This is a genomic window from Novosphingopyxis sp., assembly GCF_965218915.1.
Classification (GTDB): Bacteria; Pseudomonadota; Alphaproteobacteria; order Sphingomonadales; family Sphingomonadaceae; genus Novosphingopyxis.
In genome coordinates this window covers 2,875,842-2,897,413 of sequence record NZ_OZ244708.1, presented here as the reverse complement: position 1 = coordinate 2,897,413, position 21,572 = coordinate 2,875,842, and the positions used below count along the sequence as shown (strand labels likewise).

Below are 21,572 nucleotides of genomic sequence, written 5' to 3'. Positions count from 1 at the left end.
TTCGCAATCGGGTCTTTAGCCAGGCAGACCTCCCCCAATGGCCTTTCCCTATTTTTCCAGCGGCAACCCCAGCGCATGCGCCATGATCGCGTAGATCGCGTTCTGCTCGATCGTGCCGGATACCAGATAGGCCTCCGGGCCGCTCGCCTTCAGCGCGACATCTTCGCCCGAATGGGTTTCGGACCCCAGCGGCACGAGCGATTGCTGCAGATAATCCTTGGCGGTGGTATCGACATCGGCCGGGTCGGGGCGGCCGGTGGCGGGGACCGCGCCGGGTCCGTTCGCATAGCCCAGCGTGGTGTAGGCCTTGCCGTCCTTGGTGGCAGGCGCGCCGTCCTCGTCCGCATTGACCAGCCCCAGAATCGGGTTTCCGCGCGGGGGATAGCCGGCCATGGTGAAGACGTGGCTGTGATCGGCGGTCACCAGGATCATCGTGTCGGACGGATCGGTCAGCTCCAGCGCGGTCCTCACCGCCTCGTCCATCGCCGCGAAATCGTCGAGCGCGCGGTAGGCGTTGCCGGCGTGATGCGCATGGTCGATCCGGCCGCCCTCGACCAGCAGCACGAAGCCGTCGGGATCGGAGGACAAGCGCCCGATCGCGGCGCGGGTCATGGCGGCGATCGAGGGTTCCTTGCCGGGGTCTTCCGCCCGGTCGGCGTCATATTGCATGTGGCTGGGCTCGAACAGGGCGAGCACCGGCTTGCCGTCCGCGGGCAGCGCGGCGAACTGGTCGCCGTTCCAGATATAATGGCCGCCGGTTTTCGCGGCCCAGTCCGCCGCCAGATTCCTGCCATCGGTGCGCGCGCCGGTCTTGTCCGGATATTCGGGATCGGCCTGGTCGGAGCGCAGGAAATTGGCGCGGCCGCCGCCCATCATCAGCTCGAAGCCATTGCCATGGTTCCAGTTCACCAGTTGCGCGGCGATATCGATACAGCCCGCGGCCCTGGCCTCGTCCGGCAGCACCGCGTCGTTCTCCCAGTCGCGGCTGGCGCTGTGCGCGTAGGTCGCGGCGGGGGTGGCGTGGGTGATGCGCGCGGTGGAGATGATGCCGGTCGCGCGGCCCGCGTCCTCGGCCTGCTCGAACAGCGTTTCGACCGGCGAGCCCTTCGAGGCGGCGCAATCGCCGGTCGTCACGCTCGGCGCCATGCCCAGCGTGCCGCTGCGCGATTTGGTGCCGGTGAAGATGGCGGTGGCGGTGGCGGCGCTGTCGGGCACCTGAAAATCGGTCGAATAGGTTTTGACCAGCGCGCTATAGGGCAGGCTGTCGAGCGCGGCGACCAGGCTTTCGCCGTCGCGGCCCTGCTGTTCGCCCTCGAAGATGCGGCCCGCGGTGATCGTGCCGACGCCCATGCCGTCGCCGATGAAGATGATCAGGTTCTTCGCCGGGCCCTTGATCGGGGCGCGCGCGACCTGCCGGTCGATGAAGGCCGCCGCCTCGGCGCGATATTGCGCGGCGGTCTTGGCGCGCGCTGCAGCGGGCTCGGCGGGAACGTCGCCGCTTTCGACCGTATCGGCCTGCGGACGGCTGCCTTCGGATGGCGGCGGCGCGGCGGCGGGCACCTGCGCGCCGGCGGCGCACCCGGCGAGCAGGATCGGGACGAGGGCAATAAGGCTGCGCATGACGGGACTCGCATCTGTTATCGGACGGCACCCGCTTTCCCACAGGCCGGTGACGGGAACAAGACGATCGGGCTTTTGCGTTCGATGGCCCCGGACCATCGACGGAATGCAGCGAAAAATACATATATTGTGCGAGGTTTTGCCGGAAGCGTGCGTTGATGTTCCGTCCGCCCACAATCACCGGAGCCAAGGCCTTGTTCACGCAATTGAACCCCCCCATCCCCGTCACCGTGATCGACCGCGGCAAGGGCAATGCCATCGCGGTCATCGATTACGGCCCGGAACATAATCTGATCTGGGTCACCGCGATCGACGGCACCGGCGAAATCTGGTGCGCGCCCAACCCCAAGGTGCGGATGCAGGAGAACTGGACCATGGGCCGGGCGCAACCGGCCAGCGCGAACGGCGCCGGTCCGCTCGCCGTCGAAGCGCCGTCTCGCGAAACGCACTGAACCTTTGCCGCGGCGCGGCGTTCGCAGGCCATTCGCTCTACAGGAGAACTGCCCATGCCCGCCATCACGGCCATCGCCGTCAACGCCAGTCTGAAACCGAGCGGCGAAAGCTCCACCGACCGGATGATCGAACAGATCGGCAAGGCGCTGGACAAGCATGACGTCACGATCGCCGAGACGATCCGCCTCGCCGCGCACGACATCAAGCCGGGCGTGACGAGCGACATGGGCGAGGGCGATGCCTGGCCGGCCATCCGCGAGAAGATTTTGGCGGCCGATATCCTGGTGTTCGGCGGGCCGATCTGGATGGGCCAGCCCTCCTCCGTCGCCAAGCGGGTATGCGAGCGGATGGACGCGTTCCTGAGCGAGACCGACGACGAGGGCAGGATGCCGAGCTACAACAAGGTCGCGGTGTTCGCGATCGTGGGCAACGAGGACGGCGCGCATCACGTCTCGGCCGAACTGGCGCAGTCGCTGAACGACACCGGCTGGACGATCCCGCCGGTCTCGGCCTGCTATTGGGTGGGCGAGGCGATGGGGAGCGTGGACTTCAAGGACCTCGACGAGATTCCGGACAAGGTCATCGAGACCGCGGGAATGGTCGCCGACAACGCGGTGCATCTGGCCAGGCTGCTGAAGGACAACCCGCTGCCGGGGCACGAGTGAGGGGTGGGGGCGCTCAGTCGACGCGGTAGTCGATCGGCGTCATCGTGCCGTTGTTGCTGCCCGGCGCAGAACAGGCGGTGAGGCCGACGATCAAATCCATCTCGGCGCGAAAGACGATGCAATCGCCCGCTTTGGACAGCGGCGGCTCGACGCTGAACCGGCCAGTTTCGCCATCGACCGGCACGTTCATGAAGATATTGAACGCGCACGGTATCCGGTCCGGCGAAATACCATGGGGCTCCAGCGCGGCGGCGAGGTTGCCGAAGCAGCCGTGGTGCGGATCGTCGTCGTTATAGAGGATGCGGAAGGTATCCTTCGAACAAGGCGTCAGCAGGAAATCATGTCGCCCGACATCGTCGCGCTCGATTGCCAGCATGACGTTCGAGCGGTTGGAATAGAGCTTGTGGCCGCTCGTCAGGTAGATCGTGTCCTGATAATCGAAGGTGCGGCCGTTGGAGATGACCTCGTCCATGTCGCCCGCCGCAAAGGCCACCATGTCGCTGACCTGCTCGCCCATGGGGTCGCACACCGTCAACCGCTGGCCGCGCTGCAGCTTGAACGCGGTGCCGCTGCGGCGCTCGATCCGGGTCATGTCGGTCATGCGATATCCTTTGTCGATGCGGCCCGCTGATAGGGCGCGGACCAGCTGCCCGGCACCGCGCGTCCGCTATATTGCCGCGCTTCCGATACCGTGCCGTGGCGCGACAGCATGGGATTGTCCGACCCTTGCAGCCTGTGGTCGCGGGCAAGAATCGCCCCGCGCAGCTTCTCGTAGCGTCCCTGCTCGCGCAGTGTTTCGAACTGGTCGTGCAGGTTGAACACCAGCGTCGGATAGCGGAAACGCCGCGCCTTGCGGCTGGCGCCGGGATGCAGGCCGACCACGAAAAAGGCCGAACCGCCGAAGCTCAGCGAAAAATGCGGATTGTCCGGGTCCGCGCTGACGTCCGCATCCGGCTTCTGGCCCAGCCAGACATCCTTGTCGGTCAGCGACTGGATGCGCGCCCACATATGACGCTCGAACGCTTGCTCGCTCAAGCTGCGCGGCGCGCAGAAGATCACCGCGAAGGACCGGAACAGCCGCGGGTCCGCCCGTGCGGTCTCGGCGAAGGCCAGCAGCTGGCGGTGAATCTCGACATCGTTCCAGCTCGACGCGATCGAGCGCGCGGTGACGATCTCGAGCTGCCGCTTGCCCAGCGCCGATTTGGCGCCGACGCAGGGGAAGCGGTTGCGCGCGATGAAGCGCTCGAGCAGGTCTGGCGGCGTCGGATGCATGGCGGCGCAATAGGGTCTTTTCGGGAAAGGTCGATTGATGCAGGTGAAGCACGGCGCAATTATCTGAACGATAGGCGCTTCGATGCCGAACGCCGGATGGGCCGCCCTGTTCCACACCTGCTCCGGACGCTTTACATCGCGGCCCGAACGACTAATTCCTGAATTCGAACCCCTGAACTCGAACCCCCCTGAACTCGAACCCCCCCTGAACTCGAACCCCATGCCGGAGCCCGTCCATGCGCGCAGAAGCGCAAGCCCTTGTCGACCGCATCGACGCCGCCCTCGAACTCATCCGTCGCTCGCTCGACTGGGAGCGCGCGCTGCGCCGCCTCGACGAGCTCAACGCCCGCGTCGAGGACCCGGCCCTGTGGGACGACCCCAAGCAGGCCGAGAGCGTGATGCGCGAGCGCGGCCGGCTCGATACCAATATCGGCGCGGCCAGGGAGATCGCGGCGGACAAGGATGACAATGTCGAGCTGATCGAACTGGCCGATGCCGAGGGCGACGCGGAGATGGCGGACGAGGCGCTGGCCAGCCTGGCCAAGCTCGCGGACCGCGCCGACCGCGACAAGGTCGAGGCGCTGCTCGGCGGCGAGGCGGACGGCAACGACAGCTATATCGAGATCCACGCCGGCGCGGGCGGCACCGAGAGCAACGACTGGGCCGAGATGCTGCTGCGCATGTACCAGCGCTGGGGCGAGAAGCGCGGCTACAAGGTCGAGATGGTGGAATATCAGGCGGGCGACAGCGCGGGCATCAAATCCGCAACGCTGCTGCTGAAGGGCGAGAACGCGTACGGTTACGCCAAGACCGAAAGCGGCGTTCACCGGCTCGTGCGCATCAGCCCCTATGACAGTTCGGCGCGCCGCCACACCAGCTTCTCCAGCGTCTGGGTCTATCCCGTGATCGACGATGACATCGCCATCGAGATCAACGAGAGCGACCTCAAGATCGACACCTACCGCGCGTCCGGCGCCGGCGGGCAGCATGTCAATACCACCGACAGCGCGGTGCGTATCACGCACGTCCCATCGGGCATTATCGTCGCCTGCCAGAACGACCGCAGCCAGCACAAGAACCGCGCCGAGGCGATGAGCATGCTGAAGGCCCGCCTGTACGAGGCCGAACTGCGCGAGCGCGAGGAGCGCGCGATGGCCGAACATGCCTCCAAATCCGACATCGGCTGGGGCAGCCAGATCCGTTCGTACGTCCTGCAGCCCTATCAGATGGTCAAGGACCTGCGCACCGGCACCACCAGCACCGCGCCCGGCGACGTGCTCGACGGCGCGCTCGACCCGTTCATGGCCGCCGCCCTGGCGCAGCGCGTGACGGGCGAGGCGGTCGAGGTGGAGGACGTGGAATGAGCACGCGTTCTCCTCGCTCACGCTCGGGTTCGGCACCGGCCCACTCCCCCCCCCGACCACCCGTTACGATCGTACCCTGTGGGGGGTCGGGAGGGGGAGTGGGCCGGTGCCGCGCGCTTCAACGCACCGGTCTGACCTCCTTGCTCGTCCTCGCAGCGCTCGCCGCCTGCCAGAACGCCGCCCCCGCTTCCGCGCCGCCCAAGGACGGCGCCTTCCCCGAGGCCAACCGCCCGGTCGCCACCGTCGTCGCCACGCAGTTCTCCAACGAACCGGCGCGCGAGGCGGCGAACGAGGCGCGGATCGTCATGGACTGGGCCGGCACGAAACCGGGCATGACGGTGGCCGATATCGGCGCGGGCGAGGGCTATTACACCGTGCGCCTCGGCGACCGCGTCGGCGCCAAGGGCCGCGTGCTGGCGCAGGACATCGACCGCGCCGTTCTCACGCGGCTCGGCGAACGCGTGGCGCGCGACCGGCTCGACAATGTCTCGATCATGCTCGGCGCGATGGACGATCCGCGCCTGCCGCCCGCCAGCTTCGACCGCGTGTTCATGATCCACATGTACCACGAGATCGCCTCTCCCTACGCCTTCCTCTGGCACCTGCGCCCCGCGCTGAAGGGAGACGGCGAGGTCGTCATCGTCGATGCCGACCGCCCCACCGCCAACCACGGCACCCCGCCCAAGCTGCTGTTCTGCGAGTTGCAGGCGGTGGGATACCGGCTGACCGGCTACGAGGAGCGCCCCGACATCGGCGCCTACATCGCCCGCTTCGCGCCCGAAGGCGACCGGCCGGAGCCCGCCGCGATCCGGCCCTGCGCCGCGCCGGAGGCCGGGGGCGGCAAAGGCTGACTGCGCCGCTGAAATGCAGCTTCACGGGGCCGCCGCGTAAGGTGACACGGGTTACAGCCCATCCCCCCGCATCTTCGGGTGACCCGAACGATTCCATCGACGAACCGAGCGCCGGCCCGCGCGACGGGCGCCGCCCGAGCCTGCATGGGGATCGCCAAGGGTCACATGGGTCACACAGTCCAGAGAAGAAAATCCCCGCCCCCGGACCGCCCCCGCCAACCCCGCCGCGCGGCGAGCAGGCGAGGGTGCCGAGCCGATGCGCCAAAAAGCGCGAGCGAATCCAACAGCATGGGTCATGGGGTAGTGTGGCATGAAAGTGAGGTTGTAGGACAGGTAAAAAGTTGCGGATCAGGCTGCCATCAGCAGTTCGATTCGCTCTAGCTGCTCGAAAAACTCGAAACAAAGCTGATCCCGCTCGTCATCGGGAAGCCACCGCGTCATCTGCGGGAACACCACCTTGTTGTAGCGATAGGTGCGTTGATCCCACATATTTTCAGGTGTGACGGCGCGCGCGGAGGTAAGGATCGCGTGCGCTTCCGTCCGAATATCCGCCGGGTCCGGCTCCCAGCTTATAGCCGGCCGGTCGTCGGCAAACCCAAAGCCCAGTTGGCCCGTCCCATTCGAATCTTCGTTCATGGTGGTCCCGTCTGATCGATGCGCTTTGCGTGAGCGCCAGATCGCGATACCAGAACAACGATCGAGGGGGAACGCGTGTCTCAAACAATAACTGTGCAAAAACTTGTGGGCGAATTCGGCGCTGCCGCCAGGCAAAAGCTCGAGGCGGGCGGCCAGCCCGAGGATCAGCTGCGCGGCCCGCTCGAAAATCTGCTGCATGGACTGGCGGGCCTGGCCGGCTTGCCCGGGGGCGCGCTGGTGCTGACCGGGGAAAAGTCATTGGCCGATCTTCATACGCGTCCCGATTATGCGGTTGAGGTCCAGCACGTCCTGACCGGTTTCATCGAGGTGAAGGCACCGGGGAAGGGCGCGGACCCGCGCGGTTTTTCCGGCAAGCATGACAAGGATCAATGGCAGCGGCTGAAGTCCCTCCCCAATCTGATCTACACCGATGGCAATGCGGTCAGCCTGTGGCGCAATGGTGAGCGCGAAGGGGAGATCGTGCATTTTGAAGGCGACGTTCGTTCGTCCGGCGGCATGCTCAGCGCGTCGAATGCACTGTTGGCGCTGGTCAGTGATTTCCTCAGATGGACGCCGATCCCGCCGAAAAACCCGGAACAGTTGGCGCAAACCTCCGCCCGCCTGTGCCGCTTCCTGCGCGACGAGGTGCTGGAGCAGCTGGGAATCGACAACGCCGCGCTCACCAGTCTCAAAGAGGACTGGCGCACGCTGCTGTTTCCCGATGCGGACGATCCGACCTTTGCCGATGGCTATGCCCAGGCGGTGACTTTCGGCCTGCTGATGGCGCGATCGAAAGATATCGCGCTGACGCCCGATCTGGACGATGCGGCGAAGGAGCTCGCGCAGTCGGCCACGCTGATCGGCACCGCGCTGCGCCTGCTGACCGAGCAGACGCTGCGGAACAGCCCGGCGCTCAAGACGCTGGCGCGCGTGCTGGATGCCGTTTCCTGGGCGCAGGTGTCCAAGGGCGATCCCGAAGCGTGGATCAATTTTTACGAGAATTTCCTGCAGGTTTACGACAAAACGCTGCGGCGCAAGACCGGGTCTTATTACACCCCGCCCGAAGTGGTGCAGGCGATGGTGCGCCTGTGCGACGAAGCGCTGCGCGCGCCGGGGCGTTATGGTCTGGCGCGCGGCCTGGCCGATCCCTCGGTGCATATCGCCGATCCGGCGGTGGGGTCTGGAACCTTTCCGCTGGCGATTCTGCGCAAGATCGCGGCAACGGTGGAGCATTTCGATACGGCGGGCGCGGTGGGCGGCGCGATCACCGAGGCGGCGAAGCGGCTTTATGGCTTCGAGCTGCAATTCGGACCCTATGCCGTGGCGCAATTGCGGCTGCTGGCGGAGATGCAGACGCTGGGGGCCAGCGGTACGCCGCAATTGTTCGTCACCGACACGCTGGCCGATCCCTTTGCGGATCAGGAGACGGGGCAGGGCATCTACAAGGAGATCAGCAAGTCCCGCCTCGCCGCCGCCAAGATCAAGCGCGAGGCCCCGATCACGGTGGTGATCGGCAATCCGCCATACAAGGACAAGGCCAATGGCAAGGGCGCGTGGATCGAAAGTGGCAGCGGGAACGAGCCCGCCAAGCTCGATGACTGGCAGCCGCCCGCCGAATGGGGCGTGGGCGCGCATACCAAGCACCTGCGCAATTTATACGTCTATTTCTGGCGCTGGGCGGCGTGGAAGGTGTTCGAGCAGGGCACGGACGGATCGGGCGAGCATGACGGCATCGTCTGCTACATCACCGTGGCAGGTTTTCTGAACGGTCCGGGCTTCCAGAAGATGCGCGCGGACCTGCGCGCCAAATGCGACGAGATCTGGGTGATCGACTGTTCGCCCGAGGGATATCGGCCCGACGTTCCTACTCGAATTTTTGAGGATGTGATGCAACCGGTCTGCATTGTGCTCGCTTCGCGTTCACCCGATACCGATGCAGAGACACCCGCGACGATCTGCTATCGCGCGTTGCAAAAGGGTACGCGCGATGACAAGTTTGATGAACTGGCAGAGGTCTCGCTGGACGGGCAAGCATGGGCCGAATGCTCGGCCAAGTGGCAAGCCCCGTTCCTGCCAGCGAGGGGTGGAAGTTGGGCCGATTTCTGGCCGCTGGGCACGGTAATCGGCGATGCGGGATCAGGAGTAATGCCCGGTCGGACTTGGGTCGTTGCCCCGGACGCTGCCTCGCTTGAGCGGCGGTGGGACAGACTGCTCGGTGAAAAGGATTTGGAAAAGGCTGGCGACCTGTTTCACCCACATCTTCGAAAAGGTAAGCCGGGCGATCGGCACATTGCCAAACCGGCCAGGGCTCTGCGTTGGGCAAAACTGGACATGCTCTTCGCCATCCCCGAAGCGCGCAATGTCCTGAAAGAGAAAGACAGAGATCGTAGGGTTCTGGCGGAGCGATCGCTGAAAGGGGAAAGGCCTGTCCCCTACGGATTTCGATCCTTCGACCGACAATGGATTTTGCCGGACGCGCGCGTGATTAATCAGCCCAATCCCGGGTTATGGGCGCGGAATGGCAAGGCGCAGATCTATATTACAGGCATCATGGATCGCGGTCCGACCAATGGACCTGCTTTCACGCTTACCGCAAATATTCCGGACCTTCATCACTACAACAATCGCGGCGGCCGCGTTTTTCCGCTCTGGAAGGACGCCGCCGCGACGCAGCCCAATATCTCGCCCGATGTCGTCAAGGCGCTCGCCGCCGCTCACGGCGCGCCGGTCGATCCGGTCGATGTGTTCGCCTATGTCGCGGGTGTGCTGGCGCATCCGGCCTTCACCGCCGCGCACCGCGATGATCTGGTTCGCCCCGGCCTGCGGGTGCCGCTCACCGCCGACAAGGCGCTGTTCGACCGCGCGGCCAAGCTGGGGCGCAACGTCATCTGGCTCCACAGTTTCGGCGAGCGCATGAAGGACGGCAAGCCGGCGGGTGAACCGCGTCTGCCGAAAAACCGGCAGCCCAGCATCCCGGCCGCGCATCCGATCCCGGCCGCTCCGGAGGATTTCCCCGATACGCTGGATTACGATGCGGCCACGCGGACGCTCAAGATCGGCAAGGGCCGCATCGAACAGGTGCCGCCCGCGGTCTGGCATTACGAAGTGTCGGGCAAGAACGTGCTGCGCCAGTGGTTCAGCTATCGCAGGAAGGACCGCAGCCGCCCCGTCATCGGCGATCGCCGCCCGCCGTCGCCGTTGAGCCAGATACAGCCCGATCACTGGCTGCCGGAATATACGACCGAACTGATCAACGTGCTGAACATCCTTGCCATGCTGGTCGAACTGGAGCCCGTGCAGGCCAAACTGCTGGAGGCAATCGAGGATGGTCCGCTGGTCGGCGCGCCGCCCGCCTGATCACGCCGCCTTCAGCGAGGCGATCGGCAGGTCCGTGGCTTCGAGGCTGCCGAGGTCCAGCTTGCCGGATGCGCCGTCTATATCGAGGCCGACGACATTGCCGTCGCCGTTGAAGTCCACGTTCAGCCCGGCGGCAATCTCGCGGGTTTCGGCGGACGTGGCACTGGACAGCTCGATATAGAGGCTGTCGGTCTCGCGGTAATAGTGCAGCTTCATGATGCGTTCTGCTCGACGTTCATTGGCTATGCGAACCCCTCGAAACCTTGTGCTTATTCTGGCGCTTGAGAAAGAACAACCCTTCGACAGGCTCAGGGCGAACGGAATAAGAGATGGCCTGCTGCACCCGGATCAAAGTACCACTTTGATCCGATGTTTTATTCCTCCCCCATCCGAAGCGCGGCGATAAACGCTTCCTGCGGGATGCTGACATTGCCATATTCGCGCATCCTGGCCTTGCCCTTTTTCTGCTTTTCCAGCAGCTTCTTCTTGCGGCTGATGTCGCCGCCATAGCATTTGGCGGTGACGTCCTTGCGCATGGCGCTGATCGTCTCGCGGGCGATCACCTTGGCGCCGATGGCGGCCTGGATCGGGATCTTGAACAGGTGGCGCGGGATGAGGTCCTTCAGCCGCTCGCACAGCTGGCGGCCGCGGGCCTCGGCCTCGCCGCGGTGGACGATCATGGCGAGCGCGTCGACCGGTTCGTTGTTGACCAGGATGTTCATCTTGACCAGATCGCCCTCGCGCAGGCCGATCTGCTCGTAATCGAAGCTGGCATAGCCACGCGAAATACTCTTCAGCCGGTCGTAGAAATCGAACACCACTTCGTTGAGCGGCAGTTCGTAGCCCACCTGCGCGCGGCCGCCCACGTATGTCAGCTCGGTCTGGATGCCGCGGCGGTCCTGGCACAGCTTCAGGATCGATCCGAGATATTCGTCCGGCGTGTAGATGGTCGCCTTGATCCACGGCTCCTCCATATGATCGATATGGACGGGATCGGGATAGTCGGCCGGGTTGTGCAGATACTGCACCGATCCGTCGGTCATGGTCATGCGGTAGACCACCGACGGGGCGGTGGTGATCAGGTCGAGATCATATTCGCGGGTCAGCCGCTCCTGGATGATCTCGAGGTGGAGCAGGCCGAGGAAGCCGCAGCGAAAGCCGAAGCCCAATGCGGCACTGGTCTCCATTTCGAACGTGAAGCTGGCATCGTTGAGGCGCAGCCGCCCGATGCTCTCGCGGAGTTTCTCGAAGTCCGCGGCGTCGACCGGGAACAGGCCGCAGAAGACGACGGATTGCACTTCCTTGAAACCCGGCAGCGCCTTGTCTGCGCCGCCCTTCACCGTGGTGATAGTGTCGCCGACCGCGGTGTCGGCGACTTCCTTGATCTGCGCGGTGATGAACCCGATCTCACCCGGTCCCAGTTCAGGAAGGGGCGTAACCTTTGGTTTCATGCAGCCGACGCGGTCGACCAGATGCTGCGATCCCTGCTGCATGAAGCGGATGTTCATGCCCTTTTTCAGGACGCCGTCGATGACGCGGACCAGGATGACGACGCCCAGATAGGGATCGTACCAGCTGTCGACGAGCATGGCCTTGAGCGGTGCGTCGCGGTCCCCGGTGGGCGGCGGGATGCGCTGGACCACGGCCTCCAGCACCTCCTCGATGCCGATGCCGGATTTGGCGCTGGTCAGCACCGCTTCGGAGGCGTCGATGCCGACGATGTCCTCGATCTCGGCGCGCACTTTATCGGGCTCGGCGGCGGGCAGATCGATCTTGTTGATGACGGGCACGATCTCATGGTCGTGCTCGATCGACTGGTACACGTTCGCCAGCGTCTGCGCCTCGACGCCCTGCGCCGCGTCCACCACCAGCAGCGCGCCCTCGCACGCGGCCAGCGAGCGGCTGACCTCATAGGCGAAGTCGACATGGCCGGGCGTGTCCATCAGGTTGAGCGCATAGGTCTCGCCGTCCGCCGCGGTGTAGTCCAGCCGCACGGTCTGCGCCTTGATGGTGATGCCGCGCTCGCGCTCGATGTCCATGCTGTCGAGCACCTGCTCGGTCATTTCGCGTGTCGTGAGGCCGCCGGTGTACTGGATCAGCCGATCGGCGAGGGTGGACTTGCCGTGATCGATATGCGCGATGATCGAGAAATTGCGGATATGGGAGAGGTCGGTCATGCCGCGAGCGATTAGCGGGGACGCGGGGGGATGTCATCCGGGTTGTGGCGGAGGGCGGCAAGCAGCGCCAGCTTCACACGCTTCACACTGTCCAGGGGCGAAAAACGGCGGGCTGCGTCAACGGCGCGGAAGTTCGCAAAGGGCGCGACACGGGGGGTGCCCGTCGCCTCCCCGGCGAACGCGCGCAAGGACGGCGCGCACGGCGGGCGGAGTGGGGGCCGACGATGGGAAAGAGCGAGAGTGCTTATAGCGGATGAGGTGGCTGTAGGACAGCGCTTTGATGCAGGCCCATTATGATATGGCCGAGGTCCGCAAACTGGCCGATGAAATTCAGGTCGAGCCTATAGCCGAACCGGCCTAGGGAAAACTTTCTCCGGGAATTGCCATCCCCGCAATAGATCGGGCAGCCCCCGATCCGCTGAATCCACGACCGCGCATTTTCCCGATTGCCAACCCTGAAAATCGGCATAAGCATGCGCGCGGCTGGTTGCCGAACGCCAGGGTTGGGCCTGCGTTCCAGGAAAGGTGGATTGCCCTCATGATCTTCGGACGCGTAAAGCCGCTCGATGCGATCCTCGCCACGGCGGAGAAGAAATCGCTCACCCGCAGCCTCGGGCCGTGGCAGCTCACGCTGCTCGGCGTCGGCGCGGTGATCGGCACCGGCATTTTCGTGCTGACGTCGGAGGCCGCGCAAAAGGCCGGGCCGGGCATGATGTGGAGTTTCGTCATCGCCGGGCTGGTCTGCGCGGTCGCGGCGCTCTGCTATTCCGAATTGGCCTCGATGGTGCCGGTGGCGGGATCGGCCTATACCTACACCTATGCGGTGATGGGCGAGCTGCTCGCCTGGATGGTCGGCTTCGCGCTCATCCTGGAATATGCGGTGGCGGCGAGCGCGGTGTCGGTCGGCTGGTCCGGCTATTTCGTGGGGCTGCTCGCCAATGCCGGGATAGTTTTGCCGATATCGTTGACGCAGGGATTCTACGCGCCGGGCGGGTTCATGAACGTGCCCGCGCTGGTGATCGCGCTGCTCGTGACCATGCTGCTGATGATCGGCACCACCGAAAGCGCGCGGGTGAACGCGGTGCTGGTGGCGATCAAGGTGACCGCGCTGACCGTGTTCATCGTCATCACCATCCCGATCATGAAGGGCCAGAATTTCGATCCGTTTTTGCCCAATGGCTGGTCCGGACCGGGGCTGGGCTCGGGGCTCGGCGCGGTCGGCGCGGCGGCGTCGATCTTCTTCGCCTATGTCGGCTTCGATGCGGTGTCGACCGCCGCGGAGGAGACGAAAAATCCGCAGCGCAACGTGCCGATCGGCCTGATCGGGTCGCTGCTCATCTGCACCATATTCTACCTGCTGGTTTCGGCCGGCGCGATCGGCTCGATCGGCGCGCAGCCGATCACCGGGCCGGCGGGCGAGATCCTGCAACCCGGCAGCACGCCGTTCGCCACGCAGTGCCAGTCGCTGCTGGCGGCGGGGCGCGAGCCGCTGGTCTGCTCCAAGGAGGCGCTCGCCTTCGTGCTGCGCCAGACCGGGCACCCGGCGCTGGGCAACGCCATCGGCATCGCGGCGTTCCTGGCGCTGCCGTCGGTGATCCTGATCCTGCTGTTCGGCCAGACGCGCATCTTCTTCGTGATGGCGCGCGACGGCCTGCTGCCGGGCAAGCTCGCCACGATCCACCCGAAATGGAAGACGCCGCATGTGATCACCATCATCACCGGCATCGCGGTGTCCGCCTTCGCCGCGTTCCTGCCGGTGGGCGAACTGGCGGATTATTCGAACTCGGGCACGCTGTTCGCCTTCTTCATGGTGGCGCTGTCGGTGCTGATCCTGCGCGTGAAGCAGCCCGGCCGGCACCGCCCGTTCAGGACGCCGTTCGTCTGGATCGTCGCGCCGCTCGCCATCATCGGCACGGTGGGGCTGTATGTCAGCCTGCCGCTGAAGGCGATCCTGGTGCTGCCGATCTGGGGCGCGATCGGTCTCGTCATCTATTTTCTCTACGGGTACCGCAAGAGCAACGTCGCTCTCGGCATCGTCGATGTCCCCGAGCTGGACAAGGACGCCCCGCCCGAACCGCTGCCGCCGCATTGATCGAAGCCAAATCCTCCCCTCGCGCAGCTGAGGGGAGGGGGACCGTTCGCGAAGCGAATGGTGGAGGGGCACGGGCGCTTCGATTTGCTCAGACGCTACGGCGAGGGGAGCGCTGCCTGCCCCTCCACCACCAGCTACGCTGGCGGTCCCCCTCCCCGTTCCGGGGAGGATTTAACTAGCCCTTGCACCCGCCGCGCACCCCGCTAGCCTCCAGCGCAAAAGGAGAGCCTATGCGCCATATCGCGATCATCGGGTCCGGCCCGGCGGGTTATTATACCGCGGAGGCCGCGCAAAAGGCGTTCGGCGAAGAAGTGCGGATCGACATCGTCGACCGGCTGCCCACCCCCTTCGGGCTGATCCGCTTCGGCGTGGCGCCCGATCACCAGTCGATCAAGGCGGTGGCGCGGCGCTACGAAAAGGTGGCGCTGTCCGGCAATGTGCGCTTCTGCGGCCATGTCTCGGTGGGGCAGGACGTGTCGATCGCCGAGCTGCAGGACCTGTACGACGCGGTGGTGCTGGCGACGGGCGCGCCGCACGATCGGCCGCTCGATCTGCCCGGCGCGGACCTGCCCGGTGTGTACGGCAGCGCGGCGTTCGTCGGCTGGTATAACGGCCATCCCGATTTCGCGCATCTCGATCCGCCGTTGGACGGGCGGCATGCGGTGGTGGTGGGTAACGGCAACGTCGCGCTCGACGTCGCGCGCATCCTCGCCAAGACCGAGGCGGAGTTCGCGGCGAGCGATATCGCGGCGCACGCGCTCGCCATGCTGATGGCGGCGAACACCGAGGCGATCACCATCCTCGGCCGGCGCGGGCCGCACCAGATCGCGATGACGCCGAAGGAACTGGGCGAGCTCGGGCGGCTGGAACGCGCCGCCCCGCGCGTCGATCCCGCCGATTTGCCGGAGGCGGCGGCCGATGCGCTGCTCGAGCCTGGCATGCGCAAATCGGTCACGAGCTTGCGTGAATTCGCCGCGATCCCCGAGGCGTTTCGCGCCGACAAGCCGGTCGAGATCGATTTCGATTTCTTCGCCTCGCCGGTGGCCATATTGGGCGAGGGCAAGGTCGAGGGCGTGCGCGTCGAGCGTACCGCGCTGGATGCCGATCTGCGCAGCATCGGCACCGGCGAAACCTACGACATCCCGGCGCGGCTCGTGGTCACCTGCATCGGTTACCGCACCCCGCCGATCGAGGGCGTGCCATACGAACATGGCCGCGGTCGGTTCGCCAACGACAAGGGGCGCATATTGCCGGGGCTATACTGCGTCGGCTGGGCGCGGCGCGGGCCGACCGGCACGATCGGCACCAACCGGCCCGACGGCTATGAACTGGTCGAGACCATCGCCGAGGATATTGGAGATGGCGGCGGCAAGGCGGGCCGCGCTGGGCTGGACGCGTTGCTGGAGGAGCGCGGCGTCCGCATCGTCACCTTTGCCGACTGGCAGAAGATCGACGAGGCGGAGATCGCCCGCGCCATGAAGGGCCGGCCGAGGGAGAAATTCGTGAGCGTCGAGGACATGATCGCCGCGCACCGGGACTGAGGAAGCGGTTGCGGCGGAGTCTCGCCCAAAAAAAACCACGTCACCCCGGGTCGAGCCCGGGGTGACGAGGAATTTTGGGCTGGTGTCAAGCGTCGCTTGAAAGCGCCAGCTCTTCAACCCGCGACCGCTACTCCGCGCCGGCGGCACCGCCCGCCACGCCGTCCGTGCCGGAGCCGCCCGGCATCCCCGCAAAGGTGACGACGCTCTCCGCGCCGCCCGCCGACAGCGCGGAGACGCCGAACAGGTTGTTGTCGATGATCACGCCTTCGAGCACGAGCTCGGTCTGCCCGGCGGGGACGTTCATGGCGTCGGTCCACTCTTGCGTGTCCGCGCGGCGCCAGTGGACGCGGTAGCCGGCGGCGCCGGGCACGGCAGCCCAACTGACCGTGGTGTCCGCGCTGACCGCGCCTTCGATCTCGGCGCTGGCCGGGGCGGCGGGCGCGGTGGCGAGTTCGCGCAGCACGTCGATGTTGAGCGCGGCGACGCGGGCGAGATAGTCGAAATCCATTTTATCGATCGTATCGCCGTACACGCGGCCGTCCTCGGTGCGCAGGTCCTGGTGCTGGCGGTCGTAATGCTCGACCACCTCGGAAAAGCGCACGGCGGGATAACCGCGCTGCAGGAACGGGATATGGTCGCCGCCGCGGCGGAAGCGGTCGGGGCGGCGGATCGCCAGCACCTCGAGCCGTCCGGGCGCGGCGGAGGCGACGCGGTCCACCGCCTTGGCCAGGCTGCGCGACGGGCTGTCGTCCTCGCCGCCGATCGCGCGCTGCATGGCCACGCCCTGCTCGTCGGCGGCGGCGCGAATGCCTTCGCTGAACACGCGCACCTGATCATCGACATGGCTTCCGCCGATGCCGTTCGAATTGCCGACGATATCGTTGTTGAGCACCGCGCTCACCGTCCAGCCGCGCGCCTCGGCGGTCTTGGCCAGCAGCTCGCCGCCGTATAGCCCCTGTTCCTCGCCCGACAAGGCGGCGTAGATGATGGTCGCGTCGAATGTCTCCTTCGACAGCAGCCGCGCCGCCTCCAGCACCACCGCGACGCCCGAGGCATCGTCATTGGCGCCCGGCGCGTCGGCGTTCACGTTCATCACATCGGTGACGCGGCTGTCGATATGCCCCTGGACGATGACCACGCGTTTCGGATCGCCGGTGCCGCGCTGGATGCCGAGCACGTCCTCGATGCGCACGCCTTGCGGAATGCGGTCGCCGGTCACCGTCTCGCCGATCGTCTCGACCGCGATGCAGCCGCCGCAATCCCTGGAGATCGCGCGAAACCGCTCGGCCGCCCAGGCCCGCGCGGCGCCGATGCCGCGCTTCGGGTCGGTGGCGGAGGACAGCGTGTGCCGGGTGCCGAAATCGACCAGCGTCTGGACGCTGTGGCGCAGCGCGTGCGGGTCCGGCGCGGCGTACGTATCGGCGCTTTGGGCGGCGGCGGCGGTGGCCAGGAGGAGGGCGGGGATGAGGAGGAATATTTTCATAGGAGCGGAGCTTAGCCTAAAAACGCCGCGCCAAGAACCCGCTTGTTCAATCGCCCGCGTCGGCCAGCTCGGGCAACGTCGCCGACCAGGCGGCCAGCTCGTTGAACGCCAGCGGCGCGTGGAAATGCAGCCCGGCGAAGCCTTCGCGCCACCAGCGTATGTCGGCCTTCTTGCGGCCGAGCCCGTCGATCCCGATGCGCAGTTCGCTCGATGCCCTGAGCCGCCTGGCGACCGCGATCCTGGCGCCGGCAAGCGAGATGTCGCGCAGGCGCACCTGCAGCACCTCGCCCGCCACGTCGATCGCGGCGGGAGCGTTCATGCGCAGCCGCTGCGGGCGCCGGTCGAACTCGCTGGTGGGCAACGCGATCAGCGCGGCGATGTCGACGCTGTTCTCGAATTCGAAGCCGCAATGATCGCCGCGTGCCCAGCGCTTGTGCATGCGCACGACGTGGCCGCCCAGAAACTCTATGTCGACGGTATCGATGCCGTCGATCGGCCCGAACAGCTGCAGCTTCATGCCGCTGCTGGAGATATCGCGCATGATGCAGAAGCAGTCATGATCGGCCAGCAGCAATTTGGCGGTGCGAAAGACGACGCGGTGGCGCTCGTTCGAGCGGCGGTCGGCACCGCCCTCGCTGTCGATCAAGCTGCCGCGCGCGACCTGAGTCATATCTTGCCTTTAGCCGGAGCCCGGTCCGCCGTTTATCGCGCAAGTGGTTAAGATCGCCTCATCGGACGTGGTTAAGGTTTCGCAAACCATTCGCTCACTCAAGCGAGTTACGCCAGCGCGGCGTCGCCGACGAAGGGATTGGTCTGGCGTTCGCGCCCGAACTGGCTCGGGCGGCCGTGGCCGGGGATGAAGCTGGTGTCGTCGCCCAGCGGCCATAATTTCTGGGTGATCGCGTCGATCAGATCCTGGTGGTTGCCCATCGGGAAATCGGTGCGCCCGATCGAGCCTTCGAACAGCACGTCGCCGACGATGGCGAGCTTCGATGCCGGGTGGTGGAAGACGACATGGCCGGGCGTGTGGCCGGGGCAGTGATAGACGTCGAGCACGAGATCGCCCACCGTCACTTGGTCGCCGTCTTCCAGCCAGCGGTCGGGCTCGAACACCGCGCTGTCCAGTCCAAACCGCGCGCCGTCCTCGCCCAGCCGGCTGATCCAGAAACGGTCGGCTTCCTGCGGCCCCTCGATCGGCAGGCCGAGCTCCTTCGCCAGCTTGCCCGCCTCGCCGCAATGATCCGCGTGACCATGGGTGATGAGGATCTTCTCCAGCTCCACGCCCGTCTGCTTCACCGCGGCCTTCAGCTTGTCGAGATCGCCGCCCGGATCGATTAGCGCGGCCTTGTTCGTTTTCGTGCACCAGATCAGCGAGCAGTTCTGCTGGAGCGGCGTGACCGGGATCATCGCGGCTTTCATGGGCGGCGTGGGCTGGGCGGGGTTGGAGATGATGTTCGGCATGGCGGAGGATGTGGCGGGAGGCGTGCGCGAACGCAAGGTCAGTGGATTGGTTCGAATGAAACGTTCGCTTCGCGTGCGACCACCTCAAGGCGACGGTCGAAAGTCCATAGTTCGGTATTCTGCGAAATCAGGACGCTGGCGAGCAGATGCGCGTCGACCAGCCCGATGCCTCGGTTCCAGAGCCGGCGTCGTTCCACCATGGCCATGACTTCCTCGTCGCTGCTCTTCGTCAGCATCCGCAAGCGCGACATGGCGGCGAGTTTGGTTTCTCGTGACGCCAGCGACCCGAGGGCCAGCTCGCCGATGACGAAGGGGTGGCAGAGTATCTGACTGGCGCCAAGGCGGTTGGAAAAGCGCTCGTTGGCAGATCGGAAATGATCGATCCAGACCGAGCTGTCGGCCAGGATCCTCATTCTTCTCGGTCTTGCGGGAAGCGGCGGCGCGGCGCGGCGGTGGCACCGGGGTCGCTGCCGCCGAGCGCGATAAGCCGCCGGGCACTTTCGCGCGCGATGAGGGTTTTCAAGGCCTCGCGAATTAAAGGTCCGCGTTCGTTGATACCGGTAAGCTTGGCGGCATCTTCCATGAGGGCGTCGTCAATGGTGACCGTGGTTCGCATGTACTGTCTCCTCTGCACCATTTAGCGCACCGGTTGATGCGTTACAAGATGCACTAAATATTCTCATCCTCCAGCGCCCAGAGCGGCGCGTCCAGTGCTTCGGCAAGCTTGCGGCGAGTCTTGGGCGTGCCATGCCCACCACCGGTTTCGATACGGCTGATCCACACCTGGCTGAGCCCGGCACGGCGCGCCAGTTCGGACTGGCTGAAGCCTCGATATTTGCGCCATGCGGCGACAGGGTGAAGGTCGTCGGCAATCATGGAATGCACGACTTCGCCCGGAACCGTGCCTTCGCCCGCCTCGATGCGAGCCATTTGTTCGCTGGCCAAAAGCAAATCCTCGGCATCTTCAGCGGCTTCGATCAGCCGTTCATATTCGGCGTGCGTCAACACCACCATTCTGGTGCCGTCGGGCGCGTCGAAGGTTTGCGGTTCCTGTCCCATGTCAATCCATCTCAATCATATGCCGAACCCCGAGGAGCAATGCGCACGATGTGATATGTTGCCCTCATTGTCATATATTACGCGCCAATCACCCACGCGTAGACGCAATAGTCCCTTTTCGCTGCCTTTCAGCCTCCGGATATTGTTCGACAGCCTTTCAGGTTGCGCCGCCAGAAGTTCGATCTTGGCGACTATCCGGTTCGCGGTTAAGCCGTCGATCCTCTGAAGCGCCTTCAAAGCTTCTCGGCTGTATATAATTCGCTGCACGATCGATGAATATTGTTCGGAAGCGCCGCCGTCAATAACGAAACGTTATAGTCGCCTGCCAGCCCACACGACGCGGCCCATGATCTCGACTGCGTCCGGTTCCACATTGTCCAGTCGGGGATAGGCGTCGTTGTCGGACAGCACGGACAGCCTGCCGCCGGGTGCGCGGGCGAGGCGTTTGACCATCAGCGTGCCGTCCATGCGGATTACATGCACGCCCTCGCGCAGCGGGCGGGCGGCGGCGGCGCGGTCGACCATGATGTCGTCGCCGTCGGACAGCGTCGGCTCCATGCTGTCGCCCTGCACGGTGATGAGCGAGGCGGCATCGGCGCGGATGCCGAGCTGCCGCAGCAGCGCCGGATCGAACGCGATCCGGCCGGCGCCCCGCTCCTCGCCGACCTCCGCGCCGCCGCCCGCGGAGGCGCCGACGGCGAGCCGGTCGATTGCGACATAGGACGATTTCCTATCGGATGCGCCGCCCAGCAGATTTTCGTCGACGCCGAAGAATTCGGCAATGGCGCGGCGGTCTCGCTCGGCCAGATGTCGCGGGCTTCCCCTCCGGATAAACTGCTGGATATAAGCCGGATTCTTACCAATCAGTCGCGACAGCCCAGCATAGTCGCCGCCTTTCTCCTCGATCAGCCGCTCCAGCGCGCGTCGTTGTTCGGTCTCGTCCATATATCCGCCATACCAATAGGAATAATCCTAGACAAGTAGGATTTCGAAAGGAACATAGCAAGAACAACGATTCGCAACAAGGAGTAAGACGATGCACATCGGACGACTGGTCGAACGATTTCTGCGCGAAATGAACATGCCGCCGACCACCTTCGGACGAAAGGCGATCAACGACCCGCGCTTCGTGCGGGACCTGCGCAATGGACGCGAGCCGCGCGCGGGCACGGCCGGGCGTGTGATCGATTTCATCGCGCGCGAACGGGCACAGCGCGATGCGGCATGAAGCGCAGTTGCATTATGGGCTCAGCCGCGGCGCGGGCCGTTTCGTCCGGCAAATCCTCGATCTCGCGGGTCCGGACTGGGTGGTCGAGCGCGCGGGCGAGCGCCCGTGGGCGAGCGTGACCTTTGAAGGCATGCGGGTACGCGCAACCTTGCGTTCCGGCGGGCGCGGCGCGGCGTGCAGCCTTTGTCAACTTTGCGCAACAATCGAACAGGCGGACTATGGCGTGCACCGCTATCTCGTCGCGGATGTCGCGGCGCGCGATGATGGCGGGAAGCTCGGCATCGAGGCGCTGCTGATCGAGCGGGCCTGACGC

At 65.5% G+C, this 21,572-nt stretch carries 23 protein-coding genes; 9 read left to right on the top strand and 14 right to left on the bottom strand.

Annotated elements, in window-relative coordinates; genetic code table 11:
- Positions 1–48 precede the first annotated feature (48 nt).
- A complete protein-coding gene (locus ACOQPC_RS13710) occupies positions 49–1,620 on the bottom strand; it encodes an alkaline phosphatase (RefSeq protein WP_420606276.1) in 1,572 nt (523 codons plus the stop codon).
- Positions 1,621–1,778: 158 nt separating this feature from the next.
- Between ACOQPC_RS13710 and ACOQPC_RS13705 the strand changes: the two genes are divergently transcribed.
- Together ACOQPC_RS13705 and ACOQPC_RS13700 are read left to right on the top strand one after the other, a co-directional pair.
- The gene (locus tag ACOQPC_RS13705; protein WP_420606275.1) at positions 1,779–2,072 is read left to right on the top strand and encodes a hypothetical protein; all 294 of its coding nucleotides are present in this window, start codon (positions 1,779–1,781) and stop codon (positions 2,070–2,072) included.
- Between the two features lie 54 nt (positions 2,073–2,126).
- Positions 2,127–2,738, top strand: a complete 612-nt coding sequence (locus tag ACOQPC_RS13700; RefSeq protein WP_420606274.1) for a flavodoxin family protein — start codon at positions 2,127–2,129, stop codon at positions 2,736–2,738.
- 13 nt (positions 2,739–2,751) lie between these two features.
- On the opposite strand, the gene ACOQPC_RS13695 is transcribed toward ACOQPC_RS13700, so the two are convergent.
- Positions 2,752–3,339 (bottom strand): DUF1989 domain-containing protein, encoded by a 588-nt coding sequence (locus ACOQPC_RS13695; RefSeq protein WP_420606273.1) that lies wholly within the window; start codon positions 3,337–3,339, stop codon positions 2,752–2,754.
- The gene (gene gntA / locus ACOQPC_RS13690; protein ID WP_420606272.1) at positions 3,336–4,010 is read right to left on the bottom strand and encodes a guanitoxin biosynthesis heme-dependent pre-guanitoxin N-hydroxylase GntA; all 675 of its coding nucleotides are present in this window, start codon (positions 4,008–4,010) and stop codon (positions 3,336–3,338) included. The genes ACOQPC_RS13695 and gntA overlap by 4 nt, the downstream gene beginning before the upstream one ends.
- A gap of 236 nt (positions 4,011–4,246) precedes the next feature.
- On the opposite strand from gntA, the gene prfB reads away from it, so the two are divergent.
- Together prfB and ACOQPC_RS13680 are read left to right on the top strand one after the other, a co-directional pair.
- Positions 4,247–5,374 carry a peptide chain release factor 2 gene (gene prfB / locus ACOQPC_RS13685; RefSeq protein ID WP_420606271.1) on the top strand — a complete coding sequence of 376 codons (1,128 nt, stop codon included), beginning with the start codon at positions 4,247–4,249 and terminating at the stop codon, positions 5,372–5,374.
- Between the two features lie 98 nt (positions 5,375–5,472).
- On the top strand, positions 5,473–6,225 hold the full coding sequence (locus ACOQPC_RS13680; RefSeq protein ID WP_420606270.1) for a class I SAM-dependent methyltransferase: 753 nt from the start codon (positions 5,473–5,475) through the stop codon (positions 6,223–6,225).
- A gap of 348 nt (positions 6,226–6,573) precedes the next feature.
- Here ACOQPC_RS13680 and ACOQPC_RS13675 read toward each other — a convergent pair whose 3' ends face one another.
- Positions 6,574–6,861 carry a hypothetical protein gene (locus tag ACOQPC_RS13675; RefSeq protein WP_420606269.1) on the bottom strand — a complete coding sequence of 96 codons (288 nt, stop codon included), beginning with the start codon at positions 6,859–6,861 and terminating at the stop codon, positions 6,574–6,576.
- Between the two features lie 93 nt (positions 6,862–6,954).
- On the opposite strand from ACOQPC_RS13675, the gene ACOQPC_RS13670 reads away from it, so the two are divergent.
- Positions 6,955–10,218, top strand: coding sequence for a type ISP restriction/modification enzyme (locus ACOQPC_RS13670; protein WP_420606268.1), 3,264 nt, complete (start codon positions 6,955–6,957; stop codon positions 10,216–10,218).
- On the opposite strand, the gene ACOQPC_RS13665 is transcribed toward ACOQPC_RS13670, so the two are convergent.
- Together ACOQPC_RS13665 and lepA are read right to left on the bottom strand one after the other, a co-directional pair.
- Positions 10,219–10,434, bottom strand: a complete 216-nt coding sequence (locus ACOQPC_RS13665; protein WP_420606267.1) for a DUF2283 domain-containing protein — start codon at positions 10,432–10,434, stop codon at positions 10,219–10,221. It abuts the gene before it with no gap.
- Positions 10,435–10,592: 158 nt separating this feature from the next.
- Complete coding sequence (gene lepA / locus ACOQPC_RS13660; RefSeq protein ID WP_420606266.1) at positions 10,593–12,395, bottom strand: translation elongation factor 4; 1,803 nt, start codon at positions 12,393–12,395, stop codon at positions 10,593–10,595.
- Positions 12,396–12,933: 538 nt separating this feature from the next.
- Between lepA and ACOQPC_RS13655 the strand changes: the two genes are divergently transcribed.
- Positions 12,934–14,487, top strand: coding sequence for an amino acid permease (locus ACOQPC_RS13655; protein ID WP_420606265.1), 1,554 nt, complete (start codon positions 12,934–12,936; stop codon positions 14,485–14,487).
- Between the two features lie 230 nt (positions 14,488–14,717).
- Positions 14,718–16,028, top strand: coding sequence for an FAD-dependent oxidoreductase (locus ACOQPC_RS13650; protein WP_420606264.1), 1,311 nt, complete (start codon positions 14,718–14,720; stop codon positions 16,026–16,028).
- Between the two features lie 127 nt (positions 16,029–16,155).
- Here the strand turns inward: ACOQPC_RS13650 and ACOQPC_RS13645 are convergent, their stop codons facing one another.
- The 8 genes from ACOQPC_RS13645 to ACOQPC_RS13610 all read right to left on the bottom strand — a co-directional run bounded on the left by ACOQPC_RS13645 (position 16,156) and on the right by ACOQPC_RS13610 (position 20,976).
- Positions 16,156–17,511 carry a M28 family metallopeptidase gene (locus tag ACOQPC_RS13645; RefSeq protein ID WP_420606263.1) on the bottom strand — a complete coding sequence of 452 codons (1,356 nt, stop codon included), beginning with the start codon at positions 17,509–17,511 and terminating at the stop codon, positions 16,156–16,158.
- A 46-nt stretch (positions 17,512–17,557) separates the two neighbouring features.
- Positions 17,558–18,181, bottom strand: coding sequence for a PilZ domain-containing protein (locus ACOQPC_RS13640; protein WP_420606262.1), 624 nt, complete (start codon positions 18,179–18,181; stop codon positions 17,558–17,560).
- A 107-nt stretch (positions 18,182–18,288) separates the two neighbouring features.
- Complete coding sequence (locus ACOQPC_RS13635) at positions 18,289–18,930, bottom strand: MBL fold metallo-hydrolase (RefSeq protein WP_420608152.1); 642 nt, start codon at positions 18,928–18,930, stop codon at positions 18,289–18,291.
- An 80-nt stretch (positions 18,931–19,010) separates the two neighbouring features.
- Positions 19,011–19,385, bottom strand: coding sequence for a type II toxin-antitoxin system VapC family toxin (locus ACOQPC_RS13630; protein WP_420606261.1), 375 nt, complete (start codon positions 19,383–19,385; stop codon positions 19,011–19,013).
- Entirely contained in the window at positions 19,382–19,588 is a 207-nt protein-coding gene (locus ACOQPC_RS13625; protein ID WP_420606260.1) for a type II toxin-antitoxin system VapB family antitoxin, read from the bottom strand. Before ACOQPC_RS13625 ends, ACOQPC_RS13630 begins: the two co-directional genes overlap by 4 nt.
- 53 nt (positions 19,589–19,641) lie before the next feature.
- A complete protein-coding gene (locus tag ACOQPC_RS13620; protein WP_420606259.1) occupies positions 19,642–20,031 on the bottom strand; it encodes a helix-turn-helix domain-containing protein in 390 nt (129 codons plus the stop codon).
- A 15-nt stretch (positions 20,032–20,046) separates the two neighbouring features.
- Positions 20,047–20,298: a type II toxin-antitoxin system RelE family toxin gene (locus ACOQPC_RS13615; protein ID WP_420606258.1), complete on the bottom strand. Its 252-nt coding sequence runs from the start codon at positions 20,296–20,298 to the stop codon at positions 20,047–20,049.
- A gap of 45 nt (positions 20,299–20,343) precedes the next feature.
- Positions 20,344–20,976 carry a S24 family peptidase gene (locus ACOQPC_RS13610; RefSeq protein ID WP_420606257.1) on the bottom strand — a complete coding sequence of 211 codons (633 nt, stop codon included), beginning with the start codon at positions 20,974–20,976 and terminating at the stop codon, positions 20,344–20,346.
- A gap of 91 nt (positions 20,977–21,067) precedes the next feature.
- On the opposite strand from ACOQPC_RS13610, the gene ACOQPC_RS13605 reads away from it, so the two are divergent.
- A complete protein-coding gene (locus ACOQPC_RS13605; RefSeq protein WP_420606256.1) occupies positions 21,068–21,259 on the top strand; it encodes a hypothetical protein in 192 nt (63 codons plus the stop codon).
- The gene (locus ACOQPC_RS13600) at positions 21,249–21,569 is read left to right on the top strand and encodes a hypothetical protein (protein ID WP_420606255.1); all 321 of its coding nucleotides are present in this window, start codon (positions 21,249–21,251) and stop codon (positions 21,567–21,569) included. Before ACOQPC_RS13605 ends, ACOQPC_RS13600 begins: the two co-directional genes overlap by 11 nt.
- The last annotated feature ends 3 nt before the right edge of the window (positions 21,570–21,572 follow it).

Excerpts from the sequence above, each read along its gene's own strand:
- ACOQPC_RS13710 (WP_420606276.1), bottom strand. The coding sequence starts at position 1,620 with ATGCGCAGCCTTATTGCCCTCGTCCCGATCCTGCTCGCCGGGTGCGCC.
- ACOQPC_RS13705 (WP_420606275.1), top strand. The coding sequence starts at position 1,779 with ATGTTCCGTCCGCCCACAATCACCGGAGCCAAGGCCTTGTTCACGCAA.
- ACOQPC_RS13700 (WP_420606274.1), top strand. The coding sequence starts at position 2,127 with ATGCCCGCCATCACGGCCATCGCCGTCAACGCCAGTCTGAAACCGAGC.
- ACOQPC_RS13695 (WP_420606273.1), bottom strand. The coding sequence starts at position 3,339 with ATGACCGACATGACCCGGATCGAGCGCCGCAGCGGCACCGCGTTCAAG.
- gntA (WP_420606272.1), bottom strand. The coding sequence starts at position 4,010 with ATGCATCCGACGCCGCCAGACCTGCTCGAGCGCTTCATCGCGCGCAAC.
- prfB (WP_420606271.1), top strand. The coding sequence starts at position 4,247 with ATGCGCGCAGAAGCGCAAGCCCTTGTCGACCGCATCGACGCCGCCCTC.
- ACOQPC_RS13675 (WP_420606269.1), bottom strand. The coding sequence starts at position 6,861 with ATGAACGAAGATTCGAATGGGACGGGCCAACTGGGCTTTGGGTTTGCC.
- ACOQPC_RS13665 (WP_420606267.1), bottom strand. The coding sequence starts at position 10,434 with ATGAAGCTGCACTATTACCGCGAGACCGACAGCCTCTATATCGAGCTG.
- lepA (WP_420606266.1), bottom strand. The coding sequence starts at position 12,395 with ATGACCGACCTCTCCCATATCCGCAATTTCTCGATCATCGCGCATATC.
- ACOQPC_RS13655 (WP_420606265.1), top strand. The coding sequence starts at position 12,934 with ATGATCTTCGGACGCGTAAAGCCGCTCGATGCGATCCTCGCCACGGCG.
- ACOQPC_RS13650 (WP_420606264.1), top strand. The coding sequence starts at position 14,718 with ATGCGCCATATCGCGATCATCGGGTCCGGCCCGGCGGGTTATTATACC.
- ACOQPC_RS13645 (WP_420606263.1), bottom strand. The coding sequence starts at position 17,511 with ATGAAAATATTCCTCCTCATCCCCGCCCTCCTCCTGGCCACCGCCGCC.
- ACOQPC_RS13640 (WP_420606262.1), bottom strand. The coding sequence starts at position 18,181 with ATGACTCAGGTCGCGCGCGGCAGCTTGATCGACAGCGAGGGCGGTGCC.
- ACOQPC_RS13635 (WP_420608152.1), bottom strand. The coding sequence starts at position 18,930 with ATGAAAGCCGCGATGATCCCGGTCACGCCGCTCCAGCAGAACTGCTCG.
- ACOQPC_RS13630 (WP_420606261.1), bottom strand. The coding sequence starts at position 19,385 with ATGAGGATCCTGGCCGACAGCTCGGTCTGGATCGATCATTTCCGATCT.
- ACOQPC_RS13625 (WP_420606260.1), bottom strand. The coding sequence starts at position 19,588 with ATGCGAACCACGGTCACCATTGACGACGCCCTCATGGAAGATGCCGCC.
- ACOQPC_RS13620 (WP_420606259.1), bottom strand. The coding sequence starts at position 20,031 with ATGGGACAGGAACCGCAAACCTTCGACGCGCCCGACGGCACCAGAATG.
- ACOQPC_RS13610 (WP_420606257.1), bottom strand. The coding sequence starts at position 20,976 with ATGGACGAGACCGAACAACGACGCGCGCTGGAGCGGCTGATCGAGGAG.
- ACOQPC_RS13605 (WP_420606256.1), top strand. The coding sequence starts at position 21,068 with ATGCACATCGGACGACTGGTCGAACGATTTCTGCGCGAAATGAACATG.
- ACOQPC_RS13600 (WP_420606255.1), top strand. The coding sequence starts at position 21,249 with ATGCGGCATGAAGCGCAGTTGCATTATGGGCTCAGCCGCGGCGCGGGC.